The sequence below is a fragment of the Pseudomonas sp. FP2309 genome (assembly GCF_030687575.1).
GTDB lineage: Bacteria > Pseudomonadota > Gammaproteobacteria > Pseudomonadales > Pseudomonadaceae > Aquipseudomonas.
In genome coordinates this window covers 4,244,267-4,256,781 of record NZ_CP117439.1, presented here as the reverse complement: position 1 = coordinate 4,256,781, position 12,515 = coordinate 4,244,267, and the positions used below count along the sequence as shown (strand labels likewise).

11 protein-coding genes are annotated in these 12,515 nt (G+C 60.5%); 9 read left to right on the top strand and 2 right to left on the bottom strand.

Annotated features, from left to right (window positions below; translation table 11 throughout):
• Positions 1–227 precede the first annotated feature (227 nt).
• The 3 genes from PSH59_RS19520 to PSH59_RS19510 all read left to right on the top strand — a co-directional run bounded on the left by PSH59_RS19520 (position 228) and on the right by PSH59_RS19510 (position 3,266).
• The gene (locus PSH59_RS19520) at positions 228–1,559 is read left to right on the top strand and encodes a dicarboxylate/amino acid:cation symporter (protein ID WP_248083399.1); all 1,332 of its coding nucleotides are present in this window, start codon (positions 228–230) and stop codon (positions 1,557–1,559) included.
• Positions 1,560–1,704: 145 nt separating this feature from the next.
• The gene (locus PSH59_RS19515) at positions 1,705–2,691 is read left to right on the top strand and encodes an XdhC family protein (protein ID WP_248083400.1); all 987 of its coding nucleotides are present in this window, start codon (positions 1,705–1,707) and stop codon (positions 2,689–2,691) included.
• Complete coding sequence (locus PSH59_RS19510) at positions 2,688–3,266, top strand: nucleotidyltransferase family protein (protein WP_305393482.1); 579 nt, start codon at positions 2,688–2,690, stop codon at positions 3,264–3,266. Before PSH59_RS19515 ends, PSH59_RS19510 begins: the two co-directional genes overlap by 4 nt.
• Positions 3,267–3,329: 63 nt before the next feature.
• On the opposite strand, the gene rne is transcribed toward PSH59_RS19510, so the two are convergent.
• Positions 3,330–6,563: a ribonuclease E gene (rne, locus tag PSH59_RS19505; protein WP_305393481.1), complete on the bottom strand. Its 3,234-nt coding sequence runs from the start codon at positions 6,561–6,563 to the stop codon at positions 3,330–3,332.
• 758 nt (positions 6,564–7,321) lie between these two features.
• Here rne and rluC point away from each other — a divergent pair.
• The 3 genes from rluC to PSH59_RS19490 are packed head-to-tail and all read left to right on the top strand — an operon-like array spanning position 7,322 to position 9,937.
• Entirely contained in the window at positions 7,322–8,281 is a 960-nt protein-coding gene (gene rluC, locus PSH59_RS19500; RefSeq protein WP_248083403.1) for a 23S rRNA pseudouridine(955/2504/2580) synthase RluC, read from the top strand.
• Positions 8,268–8,930: an HAD-IA family hydrolase gene (locus tag PSH59_RS19495; RefSeq protein ID WP_305393480.1), complete on the top strand. Its 663-nt coding sequence runs from the start codon at positions 8,268–8,270 to the stop codon at positions 8,928–8,930. Before rluC ends, PSH59_RS19495 begins: the two co-directional genes overlap by 14 nt.
• Before the next feature lie 23 nt (positions 8,931–8,953).
• Complete coding sequence (locus tag PSH59_RS19490) at positions 8,954–9,937, top strand: S49 family peptidase (RefSeq protein WP_305393479.1); 984 nt, start codon at positions 8,954–8,956, stop codon at positions 9,935–9,937.
• Positions 9,938–10,009: 72 nt separating this feature from the next.
• On the opposite strand, the gene PSH59_RS19485 is transcribed toward PSH59_RS19490, so the two are convergent.
• Positions 10,010–10,588, bottom strand: coding sequence for a nucleoside triphosphate pyrophosphatase (locus PSH59_RS19485; protein WP_248083406.1), 579 nt, complete (start codon positions 10,586–10,588; stop codon positions 10,010–10,012).
• A gap of 105 nt (positions 10,589–10,693) precedes the next feature.
• Here PSH59_RS19485 and PSH59_RS19480 point away from each other — a divergent pair, with 105 nt between their 5' ends.
• The 3 genes from PSH59_RS19480 to plsX are packed head-to-tail and all read left to right on the top strand — an operon-like array spanning position 10,694 to position 12,435.
• Positions 10,694–11,224: a YceD family protein gene (locus tag PSH59_RS19480; protein WP_034120803.1), complete on the top strand. Its 531-nt coding sequence runs from the start codon at positions 10,694–10,696 to the stop codon at positions 11,222–11,224.
• Between the two features lie 13 nt (positions 11,225–11,237).
• On the top strand, positions 11,238–11,420 hold the full coding sequence (rpmF, locus tag PSH59_RS19475) for a 50S ribosomal protein L32 (protein ID WP_008152339.1): 183 nt from the start codon (positions 11,238–11,240) through the stop codon (positions 11,418–11,420).
• A 4-nt stretch (positions 11,421–11,424) separates the two neighbouring features.
• Positions 11,425–12,435, top strand: a complete 1,011-nt coding sequence (plsX, locus tag PSH59_RS19470; protein WP_305393478.1) for a phosphate acyltransferase PlsX — start codon at positions 11,425–11,427, stop codon at positions 12,433–12,435.
• Positions 12,436–12,515 lie beyond the last annotated feature (80 nt).

The following is a 12,515-nucleotide window of genomic DNA, read 5'->3' as shown; positions in this document are numbered from 1 at the left end:
AACTGATTGGGGCTTGGGAGGACGTCCGAAAACCCACAACCCTGATGTCTAAAGGCCTTTGGCGGTTTTCGGAGAAGTGGCACGGCGTTTGCGATAAGGACTACAGCGCAGGCCTGGTCCTACAGGTCTCGCAAACAACAAATCCCTCCAGTGCAGGAGGGTTCGCAATTCAAGTGTCGTGGGCAATGGCGGATATTTGCCACACGGGACGATTGAGGAATTTTGCAATGACGACTCGTCAGCCAATCTACAAATCCCTGTATTTCCAGGTGATCGTTGCAATCGTTATCGGTATTTTGCTCGGTCACTTCTACCCGCAAACCGGTGTGGCGCTCAAGCCGCTGGGTGACGGGTTTATCAAACTGATCAAAATGGTCATCGCCCCGATCATCTTCTGCACCGTTGTCAGCGGCATCGCTGGCATGCAAAGCATGAAATCGGTCGGCAAAACCGGCGGCTACGCGCTGCTGTACTTCGAAATCGTCTCCACCATCGCCCTGCTGATCGGCCTGGTCGTGGTCAACGTTGTGCAACCGGGCGCCGGCATGCACATCGACGTTGCGACCCTGGACGCTTCCAAAGTCGCGGCTTACGTGACGGCCGGTAAAGACCAGAGCATCGTTGGCTTTATCCTCAACGTGATTCCTAACACTATTGTCGGCGCGTTCGCCAACGGCGACATCCTGCAAGTGCTGATGTTCTCGGTGATCTTCGGTTTCGCCTTGCACCGCCTGGGTGCCTACGGCAAGCCGGTGCTGGACTTCATCGATCGCTTTGCCCACGTGATGTTCAACATCATCAACATGATCATGAAGCTCGCGCCAATCGGTGCCCTGGGCGCCATGGCCTTCACCATCGGTGCCTACGGTGTGGGTTCGCTGGTGCAGTTGGGCCAGTTGATGATCTGCTTCTACATCACCTGCATTCTGTTTGTGCTGGTGGTGCTGGGTGGTATCTGCCGCGCTCACGGTTTCAGCGTGTTGAAGCTGATCCGCTACATCCGTGAAGAGCTGTTGATCGTGCTGGGCACGTCCTCCTCCGAGTCCGCACTGCCACGCATGCTGATCAAGATGGAGCGTCTGGGCGCGAAGAAATCCGTGGTCGGCCTGGTGATCCCGACTGGCTACTCGTTCAACCTGGACGGTACGTCGATCTACCTGACCATGGCGGCCGTGTTCATCGCTCAGGCGACTGATACCCACATGGACATCACCCACCAGATCACCCTGTTGCTGGTGCTGCTGCTGTCCTCCAAAGGCGCTGCCGGTGTAACCGGTTCGGGCTTCATCGTGTTGGCGGCAACCCTGTCGGCGGTTGGCCATCTGCCGGTTGCCGGCCTGGCGCTGATTCTGGGTATTGACCGCTTCATGTCCGAAGCCCGCGCGCTGACCAACCTGGTGGGTAACGCCGTTGCCACCATCGTTGTGGCCAAGTGGGTCAAGGAGCTGGACACCGACAAGCTGCAAAGCGAGCTGGCGTCCGGCGGTACCGGTATTTCCGAAACCCGCGAAGTCGATGACCTCGGCGTAGCCGAAGGCCCTGCACCGGCCGTCAAGTAAACGGCTGATGGCGTGAACTTACGCTGACTGTTACCCACAAACGCCCCGACTGGTTCGGGGCGTTTGCGTTTCTGCGCGGGCACTTTTGAGCGACTTTGCTTTACAGTAAATAAATATGTCATCAACAACGCTGGCAGGAGGCGTGATGGACAGTGTGGATCTGAATGTCCTGCGCAGCGTGCTCCAATGGCGCCGCGCCGGGCAGCGAGTGGTGTTGTACAGCGTGGTCCAGACCTGGGGCAGTGCCCCACGCCCGCCGGGGGCAATGCTGGCCTTGCGCGGCGATGGCGTGGTGATTGGCTCGGTTTCGGGTGGGTGCATCGAGGATGACTTGATCGCCCGTCTACAGGATGGCCGCCTGGCCGCTGACGGCCCGCCCGTGCAGTTGGTGACCTACGGCGTCACCCGCGATGAGGCGGCGCGTTTCGGCTTGCCGTGCGGCGGGACGTTGCGCCTGACCGAAGAGCGCGTGGACGATTGGGAGTGGGTCGCGCAGTTGCTGGCGCGCTGTGAGGACCATCAGATTGTCGCCCGGGAACTGAACCTGACCACCGGCGAAGTTATCTTGAGCGGCGCGAGCAAGACCGATGTGGTGAGTTTTGACGGCGAACGTTTGCGAGCGATCTACGGTCCGCGCTGGCGCCTGCTGTTGATCGGTGCCGGGCAACTGTCACGTTACGTGGCCGAAATGGCGCGCTTGCTGGATTTCGAGGTGCTGATCTGCGACCCGCGTGAAGAGTTCGTGTACGGCTGGGAGGAGCAGCATGGCCGCTTTGTACCGGGCATGCCGGATGAAGCGGTACTCACTATCCAGACCGATGAGCGTACAGCGATTGTCTGCCTCACTCATGACCCGCGCCTTGACGATATGGCCTTGCTGACCGCGTTGAACTCCAGTGCCTTCTACATCGGTGCGTTGGGATCGCGGGTCAACACTCAGAAACGCCGGGAAACCCTGGCTGCCCTGGGCTTATCGGCAGAGGCGATTGCGCGGCTGCACGGGCCGATCGGATTGCATATCGGCAGCCATACACCGGCGGAGATCGCGCTGTCGCTGATGGCGGAAATTGTCGCGATCAAAAACGGTGTGGCGCCGATGCAGAAGAAGCCCCTGCCGGTGCTGGCCGAGTGACGCTTGCGGCGATTGTGCTGGCGGCAGGGCAGGGCAGCCGATTTCGCGCCGAGGCGGGGAAGGATCAGGATAAGTTGCTGGCGCCCTGCGTCGGTCGTGACGGCGTGACACGCCCGGTGATCGAACAGGTGCTGGTGAGTTTGCCGCCGAGTGTGGTGGAGCGCTGGGTGGTGACCTCCCCTGAGCGTAAGGAAGTCATTCGGTTCGCCGAGGCTTACGGCTGCCAGGTCTTGCTGCTGGAATCGGCCGGCATGGGCGACAGTATTGCCGCAGGCGTTGCGGCCAGTGCAACGGCGCATGGCTGGCTGGTGGTACTGGGGGATATGCCGTTTATTCAGTCCTCGACCATTGAGCGGGTGATTGATGCCCTGGAAGGCATCAATGTGCCCCTGCATGCCGGGCGGTATGGACATCCAGTTGCGTTTGCTCACGCCTTCGGGCCTGCCTTGATGGCGTTGACGGGGGATCGCGGCGCCAAACCGCTGTTTACGCAGGCGGCGGTGAAGGAAGTACCAGTGGATGATCCGGGTGTGTTGTGGGACGTGGATGTGCCTGCGTTATTGCATTACCGCTGACCAAGCACGCACTAAAAAGCCCCGCCTGATCGCTCAGGCGGGGCTTTTTAGTGGCCGATGGAATCAGACGAGGGGTTTAGGCTCGTGCTCTTCTTCCTGGGCCTTGTGCTCTAGCACTGCTTCAGCGTCCGCTTGCTCAACCACGGTTTCAGCAACCGGGGCGGATGCTTCGACTACGACTGGAGCGGCGGCGGCAGCTGCTGCAGCGGCGGCTTCAGCTTCCTTGCGACGGCGACGCACTTCACGTGGGTCGTTCGGCGCGCGGCCGTTTTCGGTCAGGGCGCTGACAGCAGGGGCTTCAACCACAGGCGCTTCGACTTCAGCAACGGCCGGCGCTTCAACTACCGGCGCAGGTTCGGCAACCACTACCGGGGCCACTTCAACCGCGTCGGCAACCGGTGCAGGTGCTTCTTCTACGACTGGCGCAGGTGCGGGTGCTTCAACCGGGGCGGCGGGTTCGGCGGTCCATTGGAAGGCGGTCTGTTCTTCGCGAACTTCACGCACTGCCGGGGCGGCTTCTTCGACAACCGGGGCTTCAACAACCGGCGTTTCAGCAACGGTCTCAACCACAGGCTGAGGCTCAACCGCTGGCGCAGGTTCAGCGACAACAGCCTCGGTTTCCGGCTGGGCGTCGCGAAGCGGTGCTACTTCTACTTCCGGAACCACTGGGGCCTGGATCGGGGTAGTGGCTTCAACGACAGGCGTCTCAACCGCTGGGGCCTCGGCAACCGGCGTTTGTGCGGCAACGGTTTCTTCTACCGCGGCAGTGGCGCGTTCAGCCTGTTCGTGAGCCTGGGCTTCAGCCGGGGCGCTGATGACCGAGCTGGCAACGGCAGGGGTAACGGCCAGGCCGGCAGCCAGTTCGGCGCCAGACGGTTCGCCGGTGGCAGCTTCTGCGTTCTCGCCGGTCTCTTCCGAGCCCTCAATCACGTTGCCGTTGGCATCACGCTGGCGCTCACGACGGTTGCTGCGACGACGCTGACCACGGGAGCGGCGGCGTGGACGATCGCCTTCGGCGCCTTCCTGCCCGTCTTCCTGCAGTTGCTCTTCGCCGGTCAGTACTTCTTCTTCTTCACTGGCGGCAGCGGCTTGTTCGGCGCGTGGTTGACGCTCTTCACGCGGCGGGCGCGGTTGGCGCTCTTCGCGGGGAGCGCGCTCTTCACGTGGCTGACGAGCCGGACGTTCTTCGGTGGAGGCGGTGGCTGCGCCAGCAACGGCTGGCGCGGCGTCCAGGGGCTCACGCAGTTCACGCACGCGCTCTTCACGCTCGCCACGTGGCTTGCGGTCTTCGCGTGGGGCACGTGGTGTGCGTGGTGCGCGCTCTTCGCGCGGTGCACGTTCTTCACGGGCCACGGTCGGTGTGTCTTCACGGGCTTCGCGAGGTGCACGCTCTTCACGCGGTGCACGCTCTTCACGTGGCGCGCGTTCTTCACGCGGTGCACGCTCTTCGCGAGGCTTGCGCTCTTCGTCACGACGACCGTTGCGGTTACGGCTCTGCTGGCGACCGTTGCGACGCTCTTCGTTGCGTGCCGGACGCTCGGACGCTGGTTTTTCAACCACGACCGGAGCGGCAGGCTCTTCCTTGCTGGCGAACAGGCTGACCAACGACTTCACCAGGCCCTTGAACAGGCTTGGCTCGGGCAGGGTGGCCGGCGCGGCAACCGGAGCGGCGGCTTCAACCGGTACCGGTGCATTGGCACGGGCTGGCGCGGTCTTCACGGCTGCTTCCTGGCGAACCAGGGTGCGGGTCGCGGCGGCTGGCTGGACTTCTTCCACTTCGGCAGCGGCAGCGGCGATTTCATAGCTCGATTGGCCGCTGTGGGCCTCCGGGCTGTCGTCACGCAGGCGTTGCACTTCGAAGTGCGGCGTTTCGAGGTGATCGTTCGGCAGGATCACGATACGCGCACGGGTGCGCAGTTCGATCTTGGTGATCGAGTTGCGTTTTTCGTTGAGCAGGAACGCTGCAACCGGGATCGGCACTTGCGCGCGGACTTCGGCGGTGCGGTCTTTCAGGGCTTCTTCTTCGATCAGGCGCAGGATCGCCAGGGACAGCGATTCAACGTCACGGATGATGCCGGTGCCGTTGCAACGCGGGCAGACGATGCCGCTGCTTTCGCCCAGGGATGGGCGCAGGCGCTGACGGGACATTTCCAGCAGGCCGAAGCGCGAGATGCGGCCGACCTGCACACGAGCGCGGTCAGCTTCCAGGCATTCGCGGACTTTCTCTTCTACAGCGCGCTGGTTCTTGGCGGGGGTCATGTCGATGAAGTCGATCACGATCAGGCCGCCGATATCACGCAGGCGCAACTGGCGGGCGATTTCTTCAGCCGCTTCCAGGTTGGTCTGCAGGGCGGTTTCTTCGATGTCGCTGCCTTTGGTCGCACGCGCCGAGTTGATGTCGATGGACACCAAGGCTTCGGTCGGGTCGATCACGATGGAGCCGCCGGAAGGCAGTTCGACCACGCGCTGGAAAGCGGTCTCGATCTGGCTTTCGATCTGGAAACGGTTGAACAGCGGAACGCTGTCTTCGTAGAGCTTGATCTTGCTGGCGTACTGCGGCATCACCTGGCGGATGAAGGTCAGGGCTTCGTCCTGGGCTTCAACGCTGTCGATCAGTACTTCGCCGATGTCCTGGCGCAGGTAATCGCGAATAGCGCGGATGATCACGTTGCTTTCCTGATAGATCAGGAACGGCGCGGAACGATCCAGGGACGCTTCTTTGATGGCGGTCCACAGTTGCAGCAGGTAGTCGAGGTCCCACTGCATTTCTTCGCTGCTGCGGCCCAGGCCGGCAGTGCGCACGATCAGGCCCATGTCGGCCGGTGCGATCAGGCCGTTGAGCGCTTCACGCAGTTCGTTGCGCTCTTCGCCTTCGATGCGACGGGAGATACCGCCGGCACGTGGGTTGTTCGGCATCAGGACGAGGTAACGACCGGCCAGGCTGATGAAGGTGGTCAGGGCTGCGCCCTTGTTGCCACGTTCTTCTTTTTCGACCTGGACGATGACTTCCTGGCCTTCGCTCAGGACGTCCTTGATGTTCACGCGGCCTTCGGGGGCTTTCTTGAAGTATTCGCGGGAGATTTCTTTGAGGGGCAGGAAGCCGTGGCGCTCGGAGCCGAAATCGACAAAGGCAGCCTCAAGGCTTGGTTCGATGCGAGTAATACGGCCTTTATAGATGTTGGCCTTCTTTTGCTCGCGTGCACCGGATTCGATGTCCAGGTCGTAGAGGCGTTGGCCATCTACCAGTGCAACACGCAACTCTTCGGGTTGAGTTGCGTTAATCAGCATTCTTTTCATGTTGTACCGTCGGTTTCCGGGCTGCCGGAAACGGCGTTCGGCACACACGACTTCTCACGGTCGGTGTCAGGTGCGTCAAGAGTGGTTGGCCACTCCAGTGTCCAGCAAAACCAGCCAATTGGGCGGGCATCGCGACGGACGCGTCCTGCTTGTTAGCGGCGGTGACAAAGGCACCGCTTCAACAAAAGCTAAGGTCAGGAGGAGGAATCAACCGGCGACTGTGGACGAGATGAAGCGTCTAAATATAAGCCTAGTGCTACACGGTCCGACGGTTGTGCATCTCCACCCTACACGTATCCCTGATAATTCGGGTGCTGCCGCGCGCAGAATCCGCAGCGGGTTGGCATTTACCGTGTTCTCCAATGGGGAGTCCACGCTCATGGCTAAACAAGACTGAATGAAGGCGACTGCGCTCTCACTCAGCTCTTAACAGGCGTTGTTTCCGAAGCATTCGCCGTGGTCTGGTTCAAGACTGACTGCACTTTGTGAACTGGCCGTAAATATCGGCGCAGAAGGCGAGTATTCACTCTGCTTTCTGCACTCGCTTCAGGCCTCATGTCACCTGCGCTTGTTACAATCTTGAGCCTTCCACGGTGGCGAAAGCCCCGTAGGACGGCCTCGCGTCCTGATGAATTGCGATGGTCAGGGCCGGCAGTTTGCCGCAAGTCCTCTGTCCAGGCCGCTTTTGGCGGCGTTCGCGACTATAGCAGCAATGATTAAGTGCTTCAATTCCATAAAAAATTGTTATCATCGCCGCCATGACGACTACCGCCCCCCAGACCCCCAGCGTCCAGCTGCTTGAGGTCTCGCCGGAATATGCCGGCCAACGCATCGACAATTTTCTCCTGGCCAGGCTCAAAGGCGTGCCCAAGACCTTGATTTACCGCATCTTGCGTAAAGGTGAAGTGCGCGTGAACAAGGGCCGGATCAAGCCCGAGTACAAGCTGCAGGCGGGCGATATCGTCCGTGTGCCGCCAGTTCGCGTGCCTGAACGTGATGAGCCTGTTCCGCTGGCACAGGGCCTGCTGCAACGCCTGGAAGCCTCGATCATCTTCGAAGACAGCAAGCTGATCGTGATCAACAAGCCCTGCGGCATCGCGGTGCACGGTGGCAGCGGTTTGAACTTCGGCGTGATCGAAGCCTTTCGCCAGTTGCGTCCGGATGCCAAGGAACTCGAGTTGGTCCATCGCCTGGACCGCGATACTTCCGGCCTGCTGATGATCGCCAAAAAGCGCAGCATGTTGCGCCACCTGCACACCGCCCTGCGCGGCGATGGCGTGGACAAGCGCTATATGGCGTTGGTGCGTGGTAACTGGGCCAGCTCGATCAAGAGCGTTCGCGCACCGTTGCAGAAGAGCAACCTGCGCTCCGGCGAACGTATGGTCGAAGTGGACGAGGAGGGCAAAGAAGCCCTGACCCTGTTCAAGGTGCTGCGCCGCTTCGGCGACTTCGCCACCATGGTCGAGGCCAAGCCCGTGACCGGGCGCACCCACCAGATTCGCGTGCATACCCTGCATGCAGGCCACTGCATCGCGGGCGACACCAAATACGGGGACGAAGGTTTCTCCAAGGAAATCCGTGATTTGGGTGGCAAGCGTCTGTTCTTGCACGCTTACATGCTTACCGTGCCGCTGCCGGATGGTGGTGAGTTGAAGCTGCAGGCGCCGGTCGACGAGATGTGGGCCAAGACTGTGGAGCGCTTGAGTGTCGCGCCTTGACTACAAACTGCTGATTTTTGATTGGGACGGGACGCTGGCCAACTCCATTGGTCGCATCGTTGAGTCGATGCACGTGGCCTCCACTCGTTCAGGCTTTGGGTTGTGCAGCGACCTGGCGGTCAAGGGCATCATCGGCCTGGGCTTGCCGGAGGCGATCCGCACCCTGTATCCCGACATCAGTGACGCTGAGTTGATAGTCTTTCGCGAGCATTACGCCGAGCACTACATTGCGCTGGAGGCCGAGCCTTCGCCGTTGTTCGAAGGTGTTGTGCAATCGCTGGAGGCGTTTCGAGTCGAGGGTTATCACCTGGCGGTCGCCACCGGCAAGGCGCGGCGCGGGCTGGATCGCGTGCTCAAGGCCCATGGCTGGGAAAACTATTTCGATATCACCCGTGCCGCGGATGAAACCGCCAGCAAGCCTCATCCTCTGATGTTGGAGCAGATTCTGGCGCATTGTGGTGTGTCGCCACGTGAGGCGCTGATGGTGGGGGATGCCTCCTTTGACCTGATGATGGCGCGCACCGCCGGCATGGACAGTGTGGCGGTCAGCTATGGCGCCCAATCCGCCGAGGCGTTGCAGGCATACGAGCCCACGGTCACGATTGATCATTTTTCGCAATTGCAGGCCTGGCTCAGCCAGGCCCGATAAGTCTTAGCTGGGGTTGATGGCACATGAGTGACGAGTGGAAAGCGCCCGAGAAGGCCGAAAACGGTGACGACAAGAGCTGGAAGCTGCTGGAGAAAACCCTCTTGGCCAGCGTGCAGGAGCAGCGTCGCACAAGGCGCTGGGGGATTTTTTTCAAGCTGCTGACCTTCACTTACCTGCTGCTCATGCTGGCGCTGTTCAGTCCGCTGGTGGACATGGAAAAAAGCGCGAGCCGTGGTGCCAATTACACCGCGCTGATCGAAGTGCGTGGCGTGATTGCCGACAAGGAACCGGCCAGCGCCGATAACATCGTTGGCAGTCTGCGTGCGGCGTTTGAAGATCCCAAGGTCAAGGGCGTGATCCTGCGCATCAACAGTCCTGGCGGCAGCCCGGTGCAGTCAGGGTATGTGTATGACGAAATTCGTCGCCTGCGCGCACTGCACCCGGATACCAAGCTGTATGCGGTGATTTCCGACCTCGGTGCCTCGGGTGCTTATTACATCGCCAGTGCTGCTGATCAGATCTACGCCGACAAGGCCAGTCTGGTGGGCTCCATTGGTGTGACGGCGGCCGGTTACGGCTTTGTCGGCACCATGGAGAAGCTGGGTGTTGAGCGTCGTACCTACACGTCGGGCGAGCACAAGGCGTTCCTTGATCCGTTCCAGCCACAAAAGGCGGACGAAACCCAGTTCTGGCAGAGCGTGCTCGACACCACCCATCGTCAGTTCATTGCCAGCGTGAAGCAGGGGCGCGGCGATCGTCTGAAGGATAAAGACCATCCGGAGCTGTTTTCCGGGTTGATCTGGTCCGGTGAGCAAGCCTTGCCGCTGGGGTTGATCGATGGATTGGGCAGTGCCAGTTCGGTGGCGCGCGACGTAATTGGCGAGAAGGAGTTGGTGGATTTTACGGTTGAGGAGTCGCCGTTCGATCGTTTCTCCAAGAAGCTGGGTGCCAGCGTGGCTGAAAAGCTGGCGCTGTATATGGGCTTCCAGGGCCCCACCCTGCGCTGATATCCAAGCCAGCGGTAGCTCAAAATGTGGGAAGGGGCCAGGTTCTCTCCCACATTGGCATTCAGGGTGCTCCTAAGGGATTTGCACGCCTTCGCTCAGCAGCATATCGACCAGTCGGATCAGTGGCAGGCCGACAAGGCTGGTCGCATCCGGCCCTTCGGTGCTTTGGAACAAGCTCACGCCCAGCCCTTCGGCCTTGAAGCTGCCCGCGCAGTCGTAGGGCTGTTCGGCGCGCAGATAGCGCTCGATGCGCGCTCCGTCCAGTTCGCGCATGTGTACGGTAAAAGGAACGCAGTCCACCTGGCATTGCCCGGTCTCGCTGTTCAGCAGCGCCAGGCCTGTGAGGAAGCTCACGCGCTTGCCGCTGGCGGCCAGTAACTGCTCGCGGGCGTTTTCAAAGGTGTGTGGCTTGCCGATAATGCGGCCTTCCAATGCAGCGACCTGGTCTGAGCCGATAATCAAGTGGCCTGGATAGTTGTCGGCGAGGGCGCGGGCTTTCTCCTCGGCGAGGCGCTTGACCAGCTCCATGGCCGACTCATTTGCGCGATGGCTTTCGTCGATATCCGGCGAACCGCAGATGAACGGCAGGTGCAGGCGGCTCAGTAATTCCCGGCGATAAACCGAGCTGGAAGCGAGTAATAAAGGCAGCATGGGCGTCTCCTCAGGGCAGCGCAGAATTCTAGCGGGGCGACCGGCTGACGCACAGGGCTGAATTTCCTTTGACATGGCCGGGGGCATCCCTATAATGCTGCGCCTATGTTGAATGACCCGATTCCACCTCACGTTGACCCGCGCAAATTGGCTGATCGTGGCACCACCCTTCAAGGTGAGGTGCTGCTGGCCGATTTGGAGAGACTCTGCGACCCGCTTTCCGACACTGTCGGTACGGTGCAGGCCAAATTCGTTTTTGAACGAGATGAACGTAAGTCTGTGGTAATCCACAGCATTATCGACACCGAAGTCAAAATGGTTTGCCAGCGTTGTCTTGAGCTGGTCACCCTGCCGATCCACAGCGAATGCAGTTACGCCGTGGTGAAAGAGGGTGCGAATACCCAGTCGTTGCCGAAAGGTTATGACGTGCTGGAACTGGGCGAAGATCCATTGGATCTGCATGCACTGATCGAGGAGGAGCTTCTGCTCGCCTTGCCCATTGTGCCTGCTCATCATCCGGAAGAATGCCAGCAGCCGGAGGGCCTTGATGACGAGGCCGAGCCGAGCGAGGACGAGGTAACGCGGTCCAACCCGTTCAGTGTATTGGCGCAGTTAAAGCGTGACCCAAACGTTTAGGAGTTAATCAATTATGGCTGTTCAGCAGAACAAAAAATCCCGCTCTGCCCGTGACATGCGTCGTTCGCACGACGCCCTGACGGCAAGCACTCTGTCCGTAGAAAAAACCACCGGTGAAATTCACCTGCGTCACCACGTATCGCCAGAAGGCGTATACCGTGGCCGTAAAGTGATCGACAAGGGCGCTGACGAGTAATCACTTGTCTGCTCAAGTCATCGCGATTGACGCAATGGGCGGGGACTTCGGTCCCCGCAGCATTGTTCAGGCCTGCATTGCCAGCCTGTCAGCTACGCCCTCGCTGCACCTGACCCTTGTCGGTCAACCCTCACTCCTTGAAGAATTGATTGCCAGCCATCCGGCGGTGGATCGCGTGCGCCTGACGGTTACGCCAGCCAGCGAAGCCATAACCATGGATGAAAAACCGGCGGCAGCCCTGCGCGGCAAGCCTGACTCTTCGATGCGTGTGGCCCTGGAGCTGTTGCGTGACGGCAAGGTGCAAGCGTGTGTCAGTGCCGGTAATACCGGGGCATTGATGGCCCTGTCGCGGCACGTGCTCAAGACGTTGCCGGGCATTGACCGGCCGGCGATGGTTGCGGCGATCCCGACGCAGAAAGGCTATTGCCAGTTGCTGGATCTGGGCGCGAATGTGGATTGCAGTGCCGAGCACCTGTTCCAGTTCGCCGTGATGGGCTCGGTGGCCGCTGAAGCGCTCGGCGTGGCCCGCCCGCGCGTGGCCTTGCTGAATATCGGTACCGAAGACATCAAGGGCAACCAGCAGGTCAAGCTTGCCGCCACGTTGTTGCAGGGCGCGCGCGGCTTGAACTACGTCGGCTTTGTCGAGGGTGATGGGTTGTACCGCGGCGAAGCGGATGTCGTGGTATGCGACGGGTTCGTCGGTAATATCCTGCTCAAATCCAGCGAAGGCCTGGCGACCATGATCGCCACGCGTATTGAAGCTTTGTTCAAGCAGAATCTGGCATCGCGCATCGTAGGGGCTTTGGCTCTGCCGTTGATGCGGCGATTGCAGGCTGACCTGGCACCGGCGCGACACAATGGCGCGAGCTTTCTGGGGTTGCAGGGCATTGTGGTGAAAAGCCACGGGTCTGCCGGGGTGGAAGGCTTTCAGAGTGCGATTGCACGGGCCTTGATCGAGATCCAGGAGAACCTGCCGCACCGTTTGCACGGCCGTCTTGAGGATCTGTTGTCTTAGGCGAATTGGCCCGGGAGTGCTTAAATGTGACCGGCCAGTTCAATTGACCATCCAATCTGTCAGTTTCGTTCGCTCCCACC